14 protein-coding genes and 9 pseudogenes are annotated in these 18,678 nt (G+C 51.2%); 7 read left to right on the top strand and 16 right to left on the bottom strand.

The window, feature by feature from the left end; all coding sequences use genetic code 11:
- Position 1: 1 nt before the first annotated feature.
- From A3SI_RS08250 to rsmA, 9 genes and pseudogenes are all read right to left on the bottom strand, one after another.
- Positions 2 to 1,055: pseudogene (locus tag A3SI_RS08250) on the bottom strand (NAD-dependent epimerase).
- Between the two features lie 103 nt (positions 1,056 to 1,158).
- On the bottom strand, positions 1,159 to 1,341 hold the full coding sequence (locus A3SI_RS19315) for a hypothetical protein (protein WP_162098436.1): 183 nt from the start codon (positions 1,339 to 1,341) through the stop codon (positions 1,159 to 1,161).
- Positions 1,342 to 1,344: 3 nt separating this feature from the next.
- Positions 1,345 to 1,548 (bottom strand): annotated as a pseudogene (locus A3SI_RS23230) (hypothetical protein); the annotation flags it as partial.
- A 334-nt stretch (positions 1,549 to 1,882) separates the two neighbouring features.
- Positions 1,883 to 2,326: pseudogene (locus A3SI_RS23235) on the bottom strand (glycosyltransferase); the annotation flags it as partial.
- 76 nt (positions 2,327 to 2,402) lie between these two features.
- Positions 2,403 to 2,801, bottom strand: coding sequence for an HIT family protein (locus tag A3SI_RS08265; RefSeq protein ID WP_009055044.1), 399 nt, complete (start codon positions 2,799 to 2,801; stop codon positions 2,403 to 2,405).
- Between the two features lie 116 nt (positions 2,802 to 2,917).
- Positions 2,918 to 3,391: a transcription elongation factor GreA gene (gene greA, locus A3SI_RS08270; RefSeq protein ID WP_009055045.1), complete on the bottom strand. Its 474-nt coding sequence runs from the start codon at positions 3,389 to 3,391 to the stop codon at positions 2,918 to 2,920.
- 206 nt (positions 3,392 to 3,597) lie between these two features.
- Positions 3,598 to 4,574, bottom strand: a pseudogene (locus tag A3SI_RS08275) (NAD(P)-dependent oxidoreductase).
- 2 nt (positions 4,575 to 4,576) lie between these two features.
- Positions 4,577 to 5,947, bottom strand: coding sequence for a magnesium transporter (gene mgtE / locus A3SI_RS08280; protein ID WP_009055046.1), 1,371 nt, complete (start codon positions 5,945 to 5,947; stop codon positions 4,577 to 4,579).
- Positions 5,934 to 6,715: pseudogene (gene rsmA, locus A3SI_RS08285) on the bottom strand (16S rRNA (adenine(1518)-N(6)/adenine(1519)-N(6))-dimethyltransferase RsmA). The gene mgtE and the pseudogene rsmA overlap by 14 nt, the downstream one beginning before the upstream one ends.
- A 175-nt stretch (positions 6,716 to 6,890) precedes the next feature.
- Here rsmA and pdxA point away from each other — a divergent pair.
- From pdxA to accC, 7 genes and pseudogenes are all read left to right on the top strand, one after another.
- Positions 6,891 to 7,925: a 4-hydroxythreonine-4-phosphate dehydrogenase PdxA gene (pdxA, locus tag A3SI_RS08290; RefSeq protein ID WP_009055047.1), complete on the top strand. Its 1,035-nt coding sequence runs from the start codon at positions 6,891 to 6,893 to the stop codon at positions 7,923 to 7,925.
- Positions 7,926 to 8,098: 173 nt separating this feature from the next.
- A complete protein-coding gene (locus A3SI_RS08295; RefSeq protein WP_009055048.1) occupies positions 8,099 to 8,665 on the top strand; it encodes a YceD family protein in 567 nt (188 codons plus the stop codon).
- A 40-nt stretch (positions 8,666 to 8,705) separates the two neighbouring features.
- Positions 8,706 to 8,898: pseudogene (rpmF, locus tag A3SI_RS18175) on the top strand (50S ribosomal protein L32).
- Between the two features lie 251 nt (positions 8,899 to 9,149).
- Positions 9,150 to 10,147 (top strand): annotated as a pseudogene (locus A3SI_RS08300) (beta-ketoacyl-ACP synthase III).
- A gap of 81 nt (positions 10,148 to 10,228) precedes the next feature.
- A complete protein-coding gene (gene efp, locus A3SI_RS08305) occupies positions 10,229 to 10,792 on the top strand; it encodes an elongation factor P (protein WP_009055050.1) in 564 nt (187 codons plus the stop codon).
- Between the two features lie 81 nt (positions 10,793 to 10,873).
- Positions 10,874 to 11,374: an acetyl-CoA carboxylase biotin carboxyl carrier protein gene (gene accB / locus A3SI_RS08310; protein WP_009055051.1), complete on the top strand. Its 501-nt coding sequence runs from the start codon at positions 10,874 to 10,876 to the stop codon at positions 11,372 to 11,374.
- A 26-nt stretch (positions 11,375 to 11,400) separates the two neighbouring features.
- Positions 11,401 to 12,752, top strand: a pseudogene (gene accC, locus A3SI_RS08315) (acetyl-CoA carboxylase biotin carboxylase subunit).
- Between the two features lie 181 nt (positions 12,753 to 12,933).
- Here accC and A3SI_RS08320 read toward each other — a convergent pair.
- From A3SI_RS08320 to A3SI_RS20605, 7 genes and pseudogenes are all read right to left on the bottom strand, one after another.
- The gene (locus A3SI_RS08320) at positions 12,934 to 14,016 is read right to left on the bottom strand and encodes an efflux RND transporter periplasmic adaptor subunit (protein ID WP_009055052.1); all 1,083 of its coding nucleotides are present in this window, start codon (positions 14,014 to 14,016) and stop codon (positions 12,934 to 12,936) included.
- 4 nt (positions 14,017 to 14,020) lie between these two features.
- Entirely contained in the window at positions 14,021 to 15,343 is a 1,323-nt protein-coding gene (locus A3SI_RS22555) for an efflux RND transporter permease subunit (RefSeq protein ID WP_238531671.1), read from the bottom strand.
- Positions 15,340 to 16,487, bottom strand: a pseudogene (locus A3SI_RS23240) (efflux RND transporter permease subunit). Before A3SI_RS23240 ends, A3SI_RS22555 begins: the two are co-directional and overlap by 4 nt.
- A gap of 31 nt (positions 16,488 to 16,518) precedes the next feature.
- The gene (locus A3SI_RS22570) at positions 16,519 to 16,971 is read right to left on the bottom strand and encodes an efflux RND transporter permease subunit (RefSeq protein WP_316929141.1); all 453 of its coding nucleotides are present in this window, start codon (positions 16,969 to 16,971) and stop codon (positions 16,519 to 16,521) included.
- Positions 16,968 to 17,156, bottom strand: a complete 189-nt coding sequence (locus A3SI_RS22575; protein ID WP_238531672.1) for an efflux RND transporter permease subunit — start codon at positions 17,154 to 17,156, stop codon at positions 16,968 to 16,970. Before A3SI_RS22575 ends, A3SI_RS22570 begins: the two co-directional genes overlap by 4 nt.
- Before the next feature lie 3 nt (positions 17,157 to 17,159).
- Positions 17,160 to 18,071 (bottom strand): TolC family protein, encoded by a 912-nt coding sequence (locus A3SI_RS08330; protein WP_394330367.1) that lies wholly within the window; start codon positions 18,069 to 18,071, stop codon positions 17,160 to 17,162.
- Positions 18,025 to 18,510, bottom strand: a complete 486-nt coding sequence (locus A3SI_RS20605; RefSeq protein WP_238531673.1) for a TolC family protein — start codon at positions 18,508 to 18,510, stop codon at positions 18,025 to 18,027. Before A3SI_RS20605 ends, A3SI_RS08330 begins: the two co-directional genes overlap by 47 nt.
- Positions 18,511 to 18,678: the final 168 nt, after the last annotated feature.

Genomic DNA, 18,678 nt, shown 5'->3' on the forward strand with positions numbered 1-18,678 from the left:
CTTACGAACGGTAATGTTTCGTGTACCAATCCACAAATTTCGCAACACCCTCTTCTACAGAAGTACTCGGCTTATAGCCCGTATCCCGCTCTAAATCGGATACATCCGCATAGGTAGCCGGCACATCCCCCTGCTGAAGTGGGAGCATCTCCTTCTCGGCCACCTTGCCCAGCGCCTTCTCTAAAGCCCCGATGTAATCCATCAGCTGTACAGGATTATTATTGCCGATATTATACACCTTATACGGTGCATAGGAACTTCCCGGATCCGGCGCATCGCCCGACCAGGTCTTAGAGCCCGCAGGCGGATGATCACAGACCTTCACGATACCCGTGACGATATCATCGATATAGGTGAAATCCCGCTTCATCTTACCATGATTAAAAACCTGTATGGGCTCTCCCTTGCGGATAGCCTCCGCAAAAAGGAATAAGGCCATATCCGGCCTGCCCCAAGGTCCATAAACCGTAAAAAAAGCGCAAACCTGTCGTCGGAATACCGAATAGATGGCTGTAGGTATGCGCCATCAGCTCATTCGACTTCTTCGTGGCAGCATACAAACTCACCGGATGATCGATATTATCGGAGGTACTAAAAGGCATCTTGGTATTCGCCCCATACACGGAACTGGAAGAAGCATACACCAAGTGCTTCACCGGAAACGCACGACAAAGTTCCAAGATATTTAAAAAGCCCTGAATATTCGCAGTAATGTAGGCGTCGGGATTAATCAACGAGTAGCGAACCCCTGCCTGCGCAGCCAGATTGACCACCACATCGATTTCCTCCTGACGAAACAGCACCTCTAGGGCGGCTTTATCCGAAAGATCTACCTTCTGAAAACTATAAGCAGGAAAACGCGACGAAAAGCAGCGCTCCCCCGTCTTGGCGCGCTCGGGATCTATCCCCGCCATTTCTAAACGCTGATACTTGAGGTTGACGTCGTAGTAATCGTTGATGTTATCGACTCCGATAACGGCGTCCCCTCGTTCTAAAAGAACATTCGCTAAATGAAAGCCGATAAAGCCTGCGGTTCCCGTGATGAGATACTTCATGAATTTGTCTGGTTAAAAAAAGAAAAAAGCTGAAAAAGGTAGCTTCACCTTTAGGCGCACAAGTTAAACATTTTTTGTGGTTTGCCCCCGCCCCGGCACGTACTTATCCCTGCTTTTCTTTCCCCTTTTGCTGACCAGCACCTAAAAGTTCTCGATAAGCGCCCAGCGTACGCTGCAGTAAAGCCGGCCGATGCCACTGCTGCAGCACCTCACCCTGTAGCACCTCGGCCAGTGCAAGCATCTTTTCTGGCTTGAGCAGCGCGAACTCTAAGGCTTCCTTTAACACAGCAGGCTGCTTTTCAGGATACAAAAGCGCTGTTTTTAAATTGCGTAGCAAGCCCCCCAGTGTATTGGCCTCCACCGTGATAATAGGCAGCATAAGAGCCGCCGCATCCATAAGCGCAGGCGTAAAACCAGAAGCACGGGGCACTACGAGCACATTTACCAGCGTCATCAGCGCCGCAGGATGATTGACCTCCTCGATCACCTGCACCCGAGCATGATCCTCTAAGCGCCGACGTAGAGAGGGTGGAAGTGCATCTTCCCCTTTGGCCCAGGCCTACACAGACTAATTTACACCGCTGGGGAAGGGTTATAAATGCATCTAAAAGCGCCTCTATACCGCTCTGACGCCCTAATGGCCCCCAGTGCAGCAGCACAAAATCATTTTCACTCACCTGTAAGCGCATGGTCATGGCCACCAGATGATTTTCCTTATTGGCCTCTTCTAATAGGCGTGGGATGTGAAGACCATAGGAGGGAAAAAAGGTGTTTTTTTTCAGGGGCAGGGGCCCAAAGGGGGCTTGGCTCAACTTCCGAGCGGCTAAGGACTCACTCGCCCAAGCACTGCTCGTGTGGCGGCGCAGGGCGCGCAAAAGAAAGCTGCCCCACAGCCCATTCCACCCCTGCCCTAAGGGCACTGTAGGCAGGCTGTCGGCACGAAAAAGGCGCACCGGAATCCCTAAAAAAGCCGCTACCCAAAACCCAATCGCTGCAGCATGTGCATCGAAGGCCACCACAGCGTCTGGACGCTCTTTTTTTAGAAAGCCATACAGCGCCCAAGCTGCGGACAGGCCTGCAAAAAAACGAGGTGAAACCGCGACTTCTAAGGGTAAAAAAGAGGCAGAAAGACGCTCTAAGTGTTCCTGCTGCTTCTGCTGAAAAGGCCCCGAGCAACTTACAGAGCGCTCTTTTTCACGTAGGAACTCCACTTCAGGGAGCACCGAATTTCGAATGTAAACGGGGTCAAAGGCGATTAAATGCAGTTTCATGGCTCGGAAAAAAGGAATAAGCTTGCAAATATAGCATTTTCCCTGCCAAACCTTGTCTGTCTATCGGCAATCTTCCTTAGCCTTCCATTCCGCTACGAATCACGTTACCGATCTCCGCTAGCTCCTCGCGACTTAGCTTCAACTTCGGCCTCGTGAAATTTATGTCATCCATGCTGCGCAGAGGGACCAGATGCACGTGCACATGTGGCACTTCCAGCCCGATAACGGCCACCCCTACACGCGTGCAGGGAATGGTTTTATCGATGGCCTTCGCCACCTTTTTCGCGAACACATGCAGGCCCGCCAAGACCTCATCCTCCAAGTCAAAGAGGTAATCCACCTCCACCTTTGGTACCACGAGCACATGCCCTTTTACCAGCGGCATGATGTCTAAAAAAGCGATGTAATTCGCGTCCTCCGCGATAATCTCAGCAGGAATCTCACGCTGAATAATTTTAGTGAAAATGCTGGCCATAGGTCCTTATGGGTTAAATCTCAACTGCTACTTACTTCGATAAGCGTGTTGCGGGCCAACAACAAACCTCCCGCCACACAAAAAAATCCCGGCCATAGCGGCACGGGATACATTTATTAATACGAAATTTCGAGTACTTCGAATTGTAAAGTACCTGCTGGGGCTTTTATCTCCGCGATTTCACCGACCGTCTTGCCTAAAAGGCCTTTGCCGAAAGGCGAGCCCAAAGAAATCTTATTCTCTTTTAAGTTCGCTTCTTCTTCAGATACCAAGGTATAGGCCACGGTCATGCCATTTTTTACGTTTTTAATCTTCACCGTGCTTAAAATCCCCACCTTGGAAGTGTCTAACTTGCTGGCATCCATGATGCGGGCATTCCCGACCACTTCTTCCAGCTTGGAAATTTTTAGCTCCAGCAGACCCTGCGCATCTTTAGCCGCATCGTACTCTGCATTTTCACTTAAATCTCCCTTGTCGCGCGCCTCAGCGATCTGCTTGGCGATGTCCGAACGACCTTTTGTTTTCAGCTCGTGTAGCTCATCCTTAAGCTTACGCAGCCCCTCTTCGGTGTAGTATTGGATTTTTCCCATGATGTGTTTTTTTCTTGTTGTCTGTAAAAATAAAAGAACGGCTCCAAAGCGATGAAACCGTTTCTCGTGTAGTCTTATTGTATGCTTTGCAAAGATAAGTAAAATACCCGCATAAAGCAATAACGCCCTCTCTCAGCTGTTTCCAGCACTCACATGCCCGAAGGAGGTAGAGGTTATGGCTTTTAAACGCTGTACGTAAAAAAAGGTTAGGCAGAATGGCCTGAAAAACCCGCCGCCTGAATTTTAGCCACCAGCACCTCATTGATTTTCGCATAGGACTGATGGGTCCAGCCTGCCACATGAGGGCTAAAAAGCACCTCCTTGCGGGTCGCCAGCTGCTGAAACTGCGCCTGCTGCTCTGCAGAAAAACGTTCGAAGCGCTCATTCTCTAACACATCCAAGACCGCCCCCTTCAGCAGCCCCTCTTGGAAGGCCTGATTGAGTGCTTGAAAGGTGCTCAACTCCCCACGCGCGGTATTAATCAAAAACAACGAATGACGAAACCGCCGGAAAAAAGCGATATCCAGCATATTCCGAGTCTCCTCCGTAAGCGGCACATGGATGCTCAGCACCTCTGCCCGCTCGAAAAGATCCTCTAAGCCCACCTCTTGCACTTGGTCCGAGCCGAAACCCTGCTTGTACTTATCGTAAACGAGCAGCTCCACGTCGAAGCCTGCCAGTTTTTTAGCGAAAGCCTGCCCCATGTTCCCGAAACCAATGATGCCGACCACCTTTCCGGCCAGCTCCTCCCCACGGTTGGCTTCCCGCTTCCAGATGCCTTTGCGCACCTGCGCGTCCGCCACCATCAGGTGATTAAACAGGGCCAGAAGCATCCCCAGGGCATGTTCCCCCACAGCATCCTTATTCCCCTCAGCGGCATGGAAGAGCTGAATGCCCTTTGCCCGGAGGGCCTCCACATCGATCTGGTCTAGACCCGCTCCTGCCCTGCCGATGAAGCGTAAGGCGGCGCGTGGCGCAAAAGCTCCGCATCTACGGCAGTTTTAGAACGCAAAATAAGCCCTTCGTACTGGGGGAGTTGGGATAAGATTTCCGCTCGACCTAACTGAGGCTGATAGTTCGGAAGGAAGCCAGCCGCCTCCAGAAGGGGCACGATGCTGGCATGCATTTCATCGATGATCAGCACCCGTGAACTCGCTGAAGAAGAAGTATGCTGCTGCGCCATGATCAATTTAAATTTAGTAAGGACATCGCCACTGCAAAATAAACGGCAAGACCGAGTAGATCGTTGGCAGTGGTAATAAAAGGTCCCGAGGCGATGGCCGGGTTTATGCCAAGCCGATCCAGCACCAGCGGGGTGACCGTGCCCATAAAAGAGGCCAAAAGCACCACGCAGAAGAGCGCCAAACCTACAGTGAAGCCGAAAATCGCTTCAAAACCGTAGATGAAAACCACGACCATAAACACAAAACCTCCGAGCACCACCCCATTCAGGACCGCCACGAGGAAGCCTTTTATAAAGCGCTGGGCAGGGCTATCGTCGAAGGCCGACTTGGCCGCCAGCGTCTGCACCACCAGCGAGGAAGACTGAATGCCGACATTTCCGCCGGTCGCTCCCACCAGCGGGATAAAAGAGGCCAGCGCCAAATACTTCGAGAGACCTTCCTCGAAAAAACCGATGATCTGAGAGCCCAGCAGGCCACCCACCACGCCGATTAGCAGCCACGGGAGGCGCGCCTTCGAGATGCGGAAAATGCTGTCCGACTCCTCGATATCATCCGAGATCCCCGTCATGGCCTGTAAGTCCTCTTCCGACTGCTCCCGAATCAAGTCGAGCACATCATCCACGGTAATGCGTCCCACCAACTTATTTTTAGCGTTTACCACCGGCACCGACTCCAGGTCATACTTGCGCATCACCTCCGCCACCGCCTCGCCGGGCATATGGGAGTCCACAGAGATCAGGTCTGGCTCATAGATAGCGCTGATTTTCGTAGAAGAAGCGGATAGGATAATTTTTTTTAGCGACACCCTGCCGAGCAGGTGCTGTTTGTTGTCCACCACATAGATAGAATAAATTTTCTCCACCTTCTCCGCTTGGCGGCGGATCTCTTCGATGGTCTGTACGACCGTCCAGTTTTGGTTGGCCTTAATATATTCTTTGGCCATCAGCCCCCCCGCGGTGTCCTCATCGTAGCGGAGCAGGTCCAGGATGTTCGCCGACTTCTCCTTATCCTGCAGGTGCGCGATGATATCCTCCCTTTCCTTAGAACCGAGCATGTTGAGCAGGTCCACGGCATCATCGGAGTCCATTTCCTCCACCCAGGCGGCGATTTCCACAGGATCTACCTCACGAGCTACCTTCAGGGCAGCATTTTCTTCTAGCTCGATGAGAATGTCTGCGGCGCTGCTTTTCGGCTGAAGCCGCAAAACATACAGGGCTTCCTCCAAGCTGAGCTCGTCCAGGAGGGCGGCAATATCGGCTCCATTCACCCCTTCCAGTGACTGGGTGAGGTAGGCATGATCTTCTTGTGCGATGGCCTCACGAAGGCTTTCCAGAAATTCCCGAGAAAGCTCGAAGGCTTTAAGCTGTTCCATCTGCTTCTATTTTTTGGGTGAGCTGAATAAAGTCTTGCACGCTAAGCTGCTCGGCACGTAGGTCCATCATCGGATCAGCGAGCAGCTCTGCCGATAAGCCGATCGACTTGAGGCAGTTACGCAGCGTCTTGCGGCGCGTGCTAAAGCTTTGTTTCACGACCGTGAAAAACTTCTTTTCGGAGCAGGGCAACTGATAATCCGGCAGGCGGCGCAGGCGAATGACACCACTCTGTACCTTCGGCGGGGGGTTAAACACGCTGGGAGGCACGGTAAACAGATACTCCACCTCATAAAAGGCCTGAAGAAGCACCGATAGGATACCATAGGTTTTGCTGCCCTTCGGCGCGGCGATACGCTCGGCCACCTCCTTTTGCAGCATGCACACCACCTCGGGCACCTGGCTGCGCAGCTCTAAGACACGAAAAAAGATCTGTGAGGAAATGTTGTACGGAAAATTACCCGCCACCACATAGTCCCCCTGCGGCAGCTCGGCCGGGGGTAACTTCAGAAAATCCCCGAATAAAATGCGTCCATCGAGCTGCTGAAAATGCTGCTGCAGGTAGTCCACGGACTCCTTATCCACTTCTACGACACGCAGATCCCAGCCGCCCTCGAGCAGAAACTGCGTGAGCACCCCCATACCAGGCCGATTTCCAGCACCTGCTGGGTCGCCTCATGGCCCTGCACCGCCTCCGCGATTCGCTTCGCGATACTGAGATCGGTTAAAAAATGCTGTCCCAGATGTTTCTTCGGTCTTACCTGTGCCATGTACTTCCTTTTGGATTTCGAGCGGCCCCATGCCCCTTCACGCCGTCAAAATTAAGGAATATAATATTATTTTGTCTAACTTGCGGCTTTATTAAATCGAAAAAGCCCGCCTCCCGAATGTGCGCCAGCGAGCACTTCTTCGGCATTCGTTCGGCACTCGGGCTCGCGTAACCCTATGAGTCAATATAAAAAGAAGCCGGTTATCGGCATTACGATCGGAGATATTAATGGTATCGGCGCGGAGGTGACCATGAAGGCCTTAGCGGATAATCGCCTACTTCGGCTGGTGACGCCCGTGATTTACGCCCATGGAAAGGCGCTGACCTTTTACCGCAAGGCCCTGCAGCTGGAGGAGTTCAACTTCATGCAGATAAAAAGTGCGGAGGGGGCGCACCATAAAAAAATCAATGTCGTGAATGTGGTGGAGGAAAGCCCAGAGGTTCACCCAGGGGTGGAGACCCGCGAGGCGGGCAAAATGGCTTTAGCGGCCATGGATCAGGCCATCGCGGATGCACGCGCGGGCTTCATCGACGCCATCGTCACGGCACCTTTAAATAAGCACACCATCCACACGGAAGAAAAACCTTTCGTGGGTCATACCGAGTACTTTACAGCGGCATTCGAAGCGAAGGATAGCCTCATGTTTCTCTGCTCAGAAGACATGCGTGTAGGTCTAGTCACCGGGCATGTCCCGCTGGCACAGGTAGCAAGCGCCCTGACAGAGGAGCGGCTGACGCGCAAATTAGAGCTGATGCTGGAATCCTTAAAAACGGATTTTGGCATCGCCAAACCGAAAGTAGCCGTGCTGGGGCTCAACCCACACGCTGGAGAGGGCGGCGTGCTGGGACAGGAAGAGCAGGAACTGATCGCTCCCGTCATCAATCGCTTCAAAGAAAATGGAGAATTTGTCTTCGGCCCCTATCCCGCAGACGGTTTCTTCGGCATGATGCATCAGCGCAAGTTCGACGGGGTGCTGGCCATGTACCACGATCAGGGCTTGGCTCCCTTTAAGGCGCTGGCGTTTGAGAGCGGAGTGAATTTCACGGCCGGACTTTCCCTGATCCGCACCTCGCCCGACCATGGTACAGCCTATAACATCGCCGGCAAGGGCATCGCAGATGAGAGCTCCATGCGTGCGGCCCTTTACCTCGCATTAGAAGTCATCCGCCACCGAAACCCTTGGGAAGAAGTAGACGAAGAGGAGGACTAACGTAGTAGAGGGTGCGGAAACACATCCTCGCGCCCGAAAAGCATTCAGGAGCATAACGTAGGAAAAGAAGTGCTGGAAAAAAAAGCAACAAAAAGAATATTTTCCATTCATTCCTTTTCTATTTCTATAAAATTCCGCTAATTTTGCGGTCTTGAATTATTAGGAGGCAAGCGATGCGATACGAAGCGAACTTTGAAATAGACATCATCCGTTTAAAGGAAGGCGAGCACACGTTCACCTTCACGCTGGACGATGCCTTTATCGCACATCATGGCTTAGAGGGCTGGGCGGAGCACATGAACATCCATGTGGACCTACAGCTGCTGAAGTCGAGCACCTTACTCGAGGCGCGCTTCACCCTGAAGGGTGTGGTAACCTTAGTTTGTGACCGCAGCCTAGAGCCCTTCGAGGAGTCTTACAGCACCACTGGCCGCATGCACTACAAGTATGGCCCAGAGGAGCGCGAGTTGGACGACGAAGTATATTTGATTACGAAAGACACCCCAAAGCTTAGCTTTGTGGACTTATTAAAAGAGTTTTTTCTCCTGGGCCTTCCGGCCAAAAAAATCCACCCAAGCGCACTCGGGATGAGATGGACGAGGAAGATTTCGAGGGAGAAGGAAAAATGGTGTATTACACGGACGCCTACGAGGAGGATGCCGATGAGGAGCTGGAAGCAGAAACCCCCGAAGCATCTGACGAAGATGAGGCGCACACCGACCCCCGCTGGGAGATATTAAAAAAGTTAAAGAAAAAAGATTAATCTAAACGAGTGAAGAGATGGCACATCCTAAACGAAAAAATTTCGAAAACCAGAAGAGACAAGCGCAGAACACATTATAAATTAAGTGCTCCAGGCCTTGCTAAATGTCCTACCACAGGTGAATTACACCTACCGCATCGTGCGTTTTGGTTAGACGGAAAGCTTTACTATAAAGGTGAAGTGATCATGGAAAAAGAGGTCTTAGCCTAAGCTAATCTCTTCTATACATTTACAGGTAGCTATGTGACGCGTGCATGGCTACCTGTTTTTTTGGCCCTGGCCAAAGCAAAATTCCCTATTCCCTCCATCTGCCACTAAACTTCCGTTAATTCTTTGGTTATAAGCCGTTATTTTGACTATTTTTGGGGGCTAAAATAATTTCATCAACCGCTTAAATCGGGGGAGTCTTTCCATGACCCGCATATCCCACTCACCCGTAGCGAAGCATTTAGAGAAGCCTAATGAAAAAAACCCGAGCAGTGATTACTGGCGTCCACGGCTGGTTACCCGATTATGTGATGACCAATAAGGAGTTAGAAACCCTTGTGGACACGAACGATGAATGGATCACGACCCGAACGGGGATAAAAGAGCGCAGAATTCTTAAAGGAATCGATCAAGGGACCTCTGTCATCGGGGCAGAGGCGGTAAAAGGCTCCTGGCTAAAACAGGGACCGACCCCATGGACATCGACCTGATCATCTGCGCCACGGTTACTCCCGACATGCCTTTTCCTGCGACCGCAAACATCGTAGCGGATCTCGTCGGTGCGAAAAACAGTTACAGCTTTGATATCTCGGCCGCTTGTTCTGGCTTCCTGTATGCCCTCACCATGGGCGCACAGTTTATCGAGACGGGGATGCACAAGAAAGTGATCGTCATCGGGGCAGATAAAATGTCTTCCATCATCGATTATCAGGATCGTGCTACCTGCATCATCTTCGGGGATGGTGGCGGGGCTGTCCTATTAGAACCTACCGAGGAACCTCTCGGCATCATGGATTCCATCTTGCAGGCGGACGGCTCTGGAGCCAACTACCTGCACATGAAGGCAGGAGGAAGCCGCCGACCAGCTACAGCGGAAACGGTAGCACGCCGCGAGCACTTCGCCTATCAGGAAGGGTCTACCGTCTTTAAGTTTGCGGTCACGAACATGGCCGAGGTGAGCGCCCGTATCATGGAGCGTAACCAGCTCACCGCTGAGGATGTCGCCTGGCTGGTCCCACACCAAGCGAATAAACGTATCATCGATGCTACCGCAAACCGCATGGGCGTAGGCCCTGAAAAGGTGATGATGAACATCGAACGCTACGGAAACACCACGGCGGGCACCCTACCGCTCTGTCTATTTGACTATGAAGCGCAGCTGCGCAAAGGGGACAACATCATCCTGGCGGCCTTCGGTGGTGGCTTCACCTGGGGCTCTATTTACCTCAAGTGGGGGTACGATCCCAAGTAATATCCACTTATAGTCGTTAAAAAAACGGAAGGCCTACAGGACTTCCCTCTAGTTACACGCATCATCTAAACAAAAATAACCATGGCATCTACGGCAGATTTTAAAAATGGCCTTTGCTTAGTAATGAACCACGACATCTTTACGATCGTGGAATTTCAGCATGTCAAGCCTGGAAAAGGCGCCGCCTTCGTAAGAACGAAGTTGAAAAGCCTTACCAGCGGAAAAGTGCTAGACAAAACCTTCAATGCTGGGGAGAAAGTCGTCACCGCACGCGTGGAAAAACGTCCACATCAGTTTATCTATGCAGATGATATGGGCTATCACTTCATGGATTCGAACACCTTCGAGCAGATCCCCATCGAGGGAAAGTTAATCGAGCGTGCGAATCTTCTTAAGGAAGGGCAGCTGGTGGACATCCTCGTGCATGCAGAGACAGAAACTCCCTTATCGGTAGAGTTACCTCCTTTCGTGGAGCTGATGATTACCTATACAGAGCCAGGAATTAAAGGAGACACGGCTACGAACGCCCTCAAGCCGGCTACTGTAGAAACAGGCGCTACGGTTATGGTTCCTTTGTTCGTAGAACAAGACACCCTTATTAAGGTAGATACCCGGGACGGAAGTTATTCTGAACGTGTAAAATAGTACAACCTGACTGCCCAAGAGGCGTATAAATCCAAAATAACCATCTTGCCATATCGATTGGCTATACTAAACTTTAAAAACATGAAAGCAAAAGAGATTCAAGAGTTAATTGACTTTATTGCCAGCTCAGGCCTTGCTGAGGTTAAGATCGAAACGAAAGAATTAAAGTTAGCGATTAAAAAATATGCAGATGTAGCGGAAGCGCCAGCGGCACCAGCAGCACCGGCTCCTGTGGCAGCGCCTGCACCAGCAGCGGCACCAGCTCCAGTAGCAGCAGCTCCAGTGGAGGCAGCAGCACCGGCGGCGCCAGCAGCCAGCGAAGCACCAGCTTCTGCGAATTTACTTGAAATCAAATCTCCGATGATCGGTACCTTCTACCGTACGCCAAATCCAGACAGCCCAGCTTTCGCTGAAGTAGGTGACACGGTGACTGCAGGCCAGACCGTATGTATCATCGAAGCCATGAAGTTATTTAATGAAATAGAATCCGAAATTTCCGGAAAGATCGTGAAGGTGCTCGTAGAAAATGCACAGCCGGTGGAATACGACCAGCCCCTATTCTTAGTTGATCCTGCAGGTTAATTCATGTTTCATTAAATCTGACTACTGTGTTTAAAAAAATACTCATAGCGAATAGAGGAGAGATCGCCCTGCGGGTCATCCGCACGTGCAAGGAAATGGGCATCAAAACCGTAGCCGTTTACTCTACCGCCGACAAGGACAGTTTGCATGTACGTTTTGCCGATGAAGCGGTATGTATCGGTGCCGCTCCTTCGAAGGACTCCTACCTCAACATGTCACGGATCATCGCGGCAGCTGAAATCACAAATGCCGATGCGATTCATCCTGGCTATGGATTCCTCTCCGAAAACGCGGAATTTTCGCGCATCTGCCAGGAGCAGGGCATTAAGTTTATCGGTGCCAGCCCGGAGATGATCCAGAAAATGGGGGATAAAGCCACCGCGAAGGCCACTATGAAAGCAGCTGGCGTTCCGACTATCCCTGGCTCAGAAGGACTTCTGGACTCTATCGAACAGGGCATGAAAATCGCCGAGGAAATGGGGTACCCCGTAATCCTAAAAGCCACTGCTGGCGGTGGTGGTAAAGGAATGCGTATCGTAAACGACCCCTCCGAGTTTAAGAAGGCCTGGGACTCTGCACGTCAAGAAGCAGCCGCAGCCTTCGGTAATGATGGTTTATATCTCGAGAAGTTCGTAGAAGAGCCACGCCATATCGAAATCCAAATCATCGGCGACTCGACAGGACGCGCTTGCCACCTCTCTGAAAGAGACTGCTCCATCCAAAGAAGACATCAAAAACTCGTAGAAGAGACTCCTAGTCCTTTTATGACCGATGAACTACGCGAGAAAATGGGTGCTGCAGCCATTAAAGGGCAGAAGCCATCAACTACGAAGGCGCCGGGACCATCGAATTCTTAGTGGATAAGCACCGCAACTTCTACTTCATGGAGATGAATACGCGTATCCAAGTAGAGCATCCGATTACAGAAGAGGTAACAGATTTCGACCTGATCAAGGAGCAAATTAAAGTAGCCGCTGGCGAAAAAATATCGGGTAAAAATTACTTCCCGAAACTTTACGCCATGGAATGCCGCATTAACGCAGAGGATCCAGCAAACGGATTCCGCCCTTCTCCAGGCCGCATCAACAACCTACACCTTCCCGGAGGCCGCGGTGTGCGTGTGGATAGCCACGTGTATGCAGGCTACGTGATTCCACCGAATTACGATTCGATGATCGCGAAATTAATTGTTTCTGGTCAGTCCCGCGAAGAGGTGATTGTCCGCATGAAGCGCGCCTTAGAGGAATTCGTGATCGATGGAATTAAGACGACAATTCCTTTCCACATCGCTTTGATGGAAGATGAGCAGTTTAAGGCAGGTAATTTCACCACGAAATTCCTCGACTCCTTTGACTTCTCTATTCTAAAAAATAAGTAAGTCTCTGCTTCGCCCCTTTCGGGGCAAAGCAAAAATAGTCCTCATGGGAATTTAATTCTCCCAAGCACAGACGGCTGGTTAAGGATAACCAGCCGTTTTTTAATGGTTCCCTTGAGAAGCGCTTCATGCGGGCATAGTCGAATGTAAGTGCTTCACCACATGCTTCCACATGCTTACACCATCAATCCTGCAGGGCAATGCGTACTTTTTGACCAGCTTTCAGCTCATCGGAAGCCCTCATGAGTAAAACATCGCCCGCTTCTAAATCGCCGAAAACTTCTGTTTTACCCGCTTTTGAAATTCCGGTACGTACGTCTACCCACTCCATTTGGGTATCCCGCACGCGGATAACAAACTTACGCTCTAGGGTAGTTGCTACAGCTGCTGACGGCACCACGAAGGAAGGCTCTTCCCGCGCTAATTTTAACTCCACTGTAGCATACATACCCGGCAGAATCTGACCCTCCGCATTGTCAAATGTATACTCCCAAGTTTCTGTGCGCGTCTGTGGATGAATGCTGCCCGATTTACGCGCCAGTCTCGCAGAAAACTCGCTTTGGCGCAAGCCGTCCACCCGAAAAGTCAGTTCCTCTGACTCGGGAAGTGCCTGCACATAAGCTTCGGGAACATGCACGCGCAGACGTAAAAGATCCGGCCGCTCCACGACAAGGAGTCGATTTCCATTCTGCCGAGAAGCAAAATCCCCTGGGTCTACCCCGCGACTGGTCACTACCCCGGTAAAAGGAGCCCGAATGCGCAGGTACTCCTGCTGCTCGCGGTAGCTTTGGGCTAACAGCCGGGCCGCCTGCCAGCGTGCACTGTCGGCCTGGGCTTGGCCCCGCAGAGTGCTGAGTGCCACCGCTGCTACTGTCCCCTCTGTGCGAGCAGCTTGCAGGGTCCTACGGTATTGCTCCTCCGACGCGCGATACCGTGCTTCCGCTTCCAAGAGGCGTGCTTCTGCCTCGGCCGTCTGACTTTTCACTTCTGGGGCATCTAGGAGCAAAAGCTCTTGTCCCTTTTGGACACGATCTCCGATATCCACCTGCACGCGCTGCACATAGGCATCGACTTTTGTGTAAAGCTCCGCCCGCTCATAAGGCAAAAGCTCTGCCGGCAGCCGAAGTGTGATGGCCACAGCTTCCTTTTTTAGTTGAAAAGCTGCGCGAACATCCTCAGGTGTATCCTGCTGCGGTGCATCTGTCTGACACGCCATCAGCTGGAGGAGGAAAAAACAAGTAAAAAGGGAATAAATAGATTGCTGCATACGATCAGGTATTATCTTGGTAGTAAACACTCGCGGTATCGGTAGGGTGAAGGGAAGGACTTTGATAGGGCCGCTTGCCAACGAAATGATGGTAAACCAGCGGCAGGAAAAACAGGGTGCTGACTAGGGAGAAGAGTAGTCCTCCGATCACCGCTACACCGAGCGGTGCGATCTGATCCCCACCTTCACCGAGGCCCAAGGCCATGGGGCTCACACCGACGATCATAGTCAGACTGGTCATCAAAATCGGGCGCACACGATTTTCAGCAGCTAAGCGGTAGGCGGAAGAAGCTCCGCTCTTTCGTAAATCTTCCGCTCGTGTGACGAATAAAATAGCATTGGCCACGGCTACTCCCACCGCCATAATCATCCCCATATAGGACTGGATATTCAAGGTGTGTCCAGTGAGTAAAAGTAGCAAGAGCGAGCCTGCCACCACAGCTGGAACTAACATAAGGATAACTGCCGCCGCCCGAAAAGACTGAAAACTCGCTGCCAGCATCAGCACGATAACTACGATGGCGATAAATAGGCCCAGCTGCAGCTCGCGAGTGGTCTGTCCGAGAAGATCCACCTGCCCCTTCTGGACGATTTGAACCCCCGGAGGCAAATCCCCTAGTGCTACGATGGCTTGATCCAATCGTTTTACCGCTCTTCCTAAATCTGTAGCATGGGTATTCGCAGTGACGGTTACATAACGCTGCTGGTTCAGGCGATCATAGGCAGCAGGCGTTTTCAAGGTCTCAAACTGTGCTACGTCACGTAGAAAGACTTTTTCACCGCTCCGACTTGTAATGGGTACCAGCTCCACATCCGCCTGGTCCGCCACCAAATACTGGGGATACTCCACTTGCACCTGGTAGGCCACCGCTGACTCAGGGTCGCGCCAATAATTAGGCTCCGTAAAACGGCTAGAAGAAGTGGCCGTCACCAAAGCCTCCGAAATTTCCTTTACCGTGAGACCGAGCTGCCCAGCCTTCACGCGGTCGATCTGAATTTTTAGGGTAGGGTAATCCAGTGGTGTAGCCACCTGCACATCACGAAATACAGGGTCTTCACTGAGGTGCTGGCGCAAATCCCGGGCGACCGCATAAGAACTAGCCAGGTTTTTCCCTAAAATAGCCACCTCTATCGGGTTATTGGCCCCGAGGTTCAAAACCTGGTCTACCAGGTCTCCCGGCTCGAAAGAAATTCGCGCCTCTGGTAGCTCCTCGCGCACCTTTGCACGCAGCTGCTCCTTAAATGCTTCTATTCGTATACCTGCCCGCTTTTTTAAATTGATCCGCGTAACGGATTCATGCGGACCGCTGGTCCAAAGGTGAATCAAGTTGACCGGAAAGCTAGAAGGCTGCGTACCGACAAAGGCCGAGCTGATGTCGATATTTCCAGCGCTACCACCTCTTCTGCCAGTGCCAAGAGCTTCTGAGTAGCCTCCTCGGTGCGCTCTAAGCGCGTACCCGTGTCCAGACGTAAACGCACTACCGCCTGTCCTGCATCCACTTTCGGAAAAATATCCAAGCCAATAAGTGCAAATCCACCGATAAAAAGCCCTGCCGCAAGGAGAAAATATAGGGATAGGGTACGCACATGATGCTTATCAAAGGTCTGGAGGCGATGCAGGTACCGCTCCCGAAAACGGTTAAACCGTGGCGACTCCGCCTCGGGCCCATGCGCCTTCATCAGCCATACTGCCAAAACAGGCACTAGGGTCATCGATATCAAAAAGGAAGCTATCATCGCGAAGCCTACCGCCAGAGACATGGGTAAAAACATCCCTTTAGGCACCCCCGACATAAAAAAAGCCGGCGCGAAAACCGCCAATATGCTAAACAGAATCAATAACTTCGGCGTGACGATTTCCTTACACCCTTCTAAAATAGCGGGAACCCTTTTTTTCCCATTTCCAGATGCCGATGAATATTTTCGATGGTGACGGTAGCCTCATCTACGAGTATCCCGATAGCTAAGGCTAATCCTCCTAGAGTCATGATGTTAATGGTTTGACCGACAAGCTTAAGCAAAATAAGAGAGCTCAACAAGGCGATGGGGATGGTGAGCACCACGATAAGCGCCCCTCTTCTGTCACCCAAGAAAAGTAAGACCATAAAACCGGTCAGCAGGGCGCCAAGCCCTCCTTCGAAAAGTACATTGCGCAGTGAATAAATCACATAGCCAGACTGATCGAAGGCATAAGACACTTGGATATCGTCAGGAATGGCGGCCTGCATGCGCGGAAGTGCCTCTTTAACATTTTTTACCACCTCCCATGTGGAGGCATCGGCACGCTTCGTGACAGGGATATAAACAGAGCGCGCACCATTTACGAGGGCATAGCCAGTCGTCACATCCGAAGCTATCTCTATCTGGGCTACATCTTTTAAAAAAACGGCAGGGCCATGACCAATAGTAAGCGGTATCGTTTCAAAATCAGCGATGCTTTCCGCCACTGCATTGGTAGGTGTCAGCAGCATCTCATCTCCTTGGCGTAAATTTCCCGCAGGCTTATAACATTATATTGAGCGAGGGCTGCCACCACCTCATCGGGGCTAAACGCATAGCGCTGCATTTTTCAGGATCTAGCCTCACGATCACTGACTTCGCACTCCCCCCGAAAGGAGGTGGTGCAGAGACGCCTGGCAAGGTGGAAAACATAGGACGAACATTAAACAGCGCAAGGTCAGAAATCTCACCTAAGGTGCGTGTCTCCGAAGAAAAAATGAGTTGCCCCACCGGCACAGATCCAGCATCAAAACGCGTAATAAAGGGAGGTACCGTTCCAGGGGGCATAAAGGCCCGAGAGCGATTAACATAACCTACCACCTCGGCAGCAGCCTGACTCATATCCGTGCCTTCATGAAAAATGATTTTGATGAGTGCATTACCCTGCACAGACTTCGACTCCACTGTTTTCACTCCTGTGACGTACAGGAAATGATACTCGTAATAATTTGTCACAAAAGACTCCATCTGATCAGGCGAAAGCCACCATAAGGCTGCGCCACGTAAATGGTAGGCAATCCAAAGGTGGGGAAGATGTCGATTTTCATCGACCGAATGGCCAGAAAAGAAAAAACAGCGATGGCCAGTAGGGCGACCATGACGGTTAGGGGCTTTCGAAGAGATCCTTCTATTAGTTGCATAGCTTATTCGGATAAAGAGGCGAGAAATAATGTGACATCCCCACGGACTGCGGCATAATACAAGAGTGCCTTCCACATCTCCACCTTAATTTCGATACTTTCTGCCTCTGCCTGAGCAAGGTCAGCTTGACCTTGGATGAGGTCATTCGCTTGAATCAAGCCCGCATCATAGTTGGCCCGCAAGGACCGAAAGCTGTACTGTGCCGCCTCCACATAACGGGGAGCGATACGAGCCGCTTCCACCGCATGCGAAAGTGTCGCCACCGCTACCGTTCTGTCTTTTTCAAGTGCACGCTCCACCTGCAACTCATAAACTTCCGCAGCAGAAATTAGCGCTTTTTGGCGCTGCATCAACTTAGAAGTTCTCGAAAATTGCAGCAGGGGTAGCACCACTTGGAAGCCCATCCCGTAATTGTACTTGGAAAATGCCAGGCCATCGGTAGGAGAATCAAAACCGCCCTCAAAAAGAATGGAGGAGCCGCGTGCAAAGGCTGTCGCCCAAAAGTTTAAATCAGGCAGCAGAGAGCGATTTAATTCGGTCTGAAGGGATTGAGCGAGCTGCGTCTGCGTGCGGGAACGCTGCAGCAGGGGGTGACCTTCTGGATTTACTTCCGAAGGCATAGCTAGAATTCGGTCTAAAGAGGCATCGATGTGGATCACTTGCATATCGTCTCCAAGTAGTTCGCGCACACGAGCACGGGTGGCAGCTACATTTTTCTGAGCCTGCAAAAAAGAAATGGAAGCACGCGCAAACAAGGCATTAAACTGCGCAGAATCGACCGCAGGACGCAAGCCATTTTCTACCAAGACACTGGAAAGCGCTAGGTTATCCGCGTAGCGCTCTTTATTTTTTTCGGCAGCCTCTACCCTAGCTACCGCCGCCCAATAGTTTAGGTAAGCTTCTATAAACCGCACCTGGTGCTCTAAAAGCGTCAGCGCTTGCTCCTGCTGCGCGAGCTCTTGGCTGAGGACGCGCCGATTGAATGCGGCTCGAACGCTTTCCAAAAGTAAACGGTGTCCAGTTCATCAGCAGGGAGGCCGCAGAACCAAACACCATGTCGAAAGAATTTTCCAAAACAGGTGGCCCAGAAATGGGTAAGACCAAATTAGGCAAAAACATGCCCGTAATGTTATTATTAGTAGAGTAAATCAGTTGATAAGAGCCATCTAAAGTGGGCATAAGCGCCGAACGCTCGTACTGCACCTGCCGGCGCGCTGCCTCAAGTTCGAATCCTTTCGCACGTAACTCAGGGTAATTCGCCGTGCTTAGCTCTACAAGCGTGCGAAGCTCTCCCTGAGCACTGAGGGTAGTACTACCGCAAACTAAGACAAGCAGCAGCAGGCTAGTTTTCAAATAATTTTTCAACATAGGGACTCAACAAGCAAGGGGAATGATTAGCTTGTACAAAAATAAGGGAACCTTTAGGAGGTCTTGTGGTAAAATCAATCCGCAAAATGGTAAAAATGAAAGGCTCGCTACAGCCTAATCCTATTTTTCAAAAGATTTTCAGGCATTCCTCTG

Source organism: Nitritalea halalkaliphila LW7 (assembly GCF_000265075.1).
GTDB classification, from domain to species: Bacteria; Bacteroidota; Bacteroidia; order Cytophagales; family Cyclobacteriaceae; genus Nitritalea; species Nitritalea halalkaliphila.

Excerpts from the sequence above, each read along its gene's own strand:
- A3SI_RS22575 (WP_238531672.1), bottom strand. The coding sequence starts at position 17,156 with ATGCAACTAATAGAAGGATCTCTTCGAAAGCCCCTAACCGTCATGGTC.
- A3SI_RS08295 (WP_009055048.1), top strand. The coding sequence starts at position 8,099 with ATGCGATACGAAGCGAACTTTGAAATAGACATCATCCGTTTAAAGGAA.
- greA (WP_009055045.1), bottom strand. The coding sequence starts at position 3,391 with ATGGGAAAAATCCAATACTACACCGAAGAGGGGCTGCGTAAGCTTAAG.
- efp (WP_009055050.1), top strand. The coding sequence starts at position 10,229 with ATGGCATCTACGGCAGATTTTAAAAATGGCCTTTGCTTAGTAATGAAC.
- pdxA (WP_009055047.1), top strand. The coding sequence starts at position 6,891 with ATGAGTCAATATAAAAAGAAGCCGGTTATCGGCATTACGATCGGAGAT.
- A3SI_RS08265 (WP_009055044.1), bottom strand. The coding sequence starts at position 2,801 with ATGGCCAGCATTTTCACTAAAATTATTCAGCGTGAGATTCCTGCTGAG.
- A3SI_RS08320 (WP_009055052.1), bottom strand. The coding sequence starts at position 14,016 with ATGCAGCAATCTATTTATTCCCTTTTTACTTGTTTTTTCCTCCTCCAG.
- mgtE (WP_009055046.1), bottom strand. The coding sequence starts at position 5,947 with ATGGAACAGCTTAAAGCCTTCGAGCTTTCTCGGGAATTTCTGGAAAGC.
- accB (WP_009055051.1), top strand. The coding sequence starts at position 10,874 with ATGAAAGCAAAAGAGATTCAAGAGTTAATTGACTTTATTGCCAGCTCA.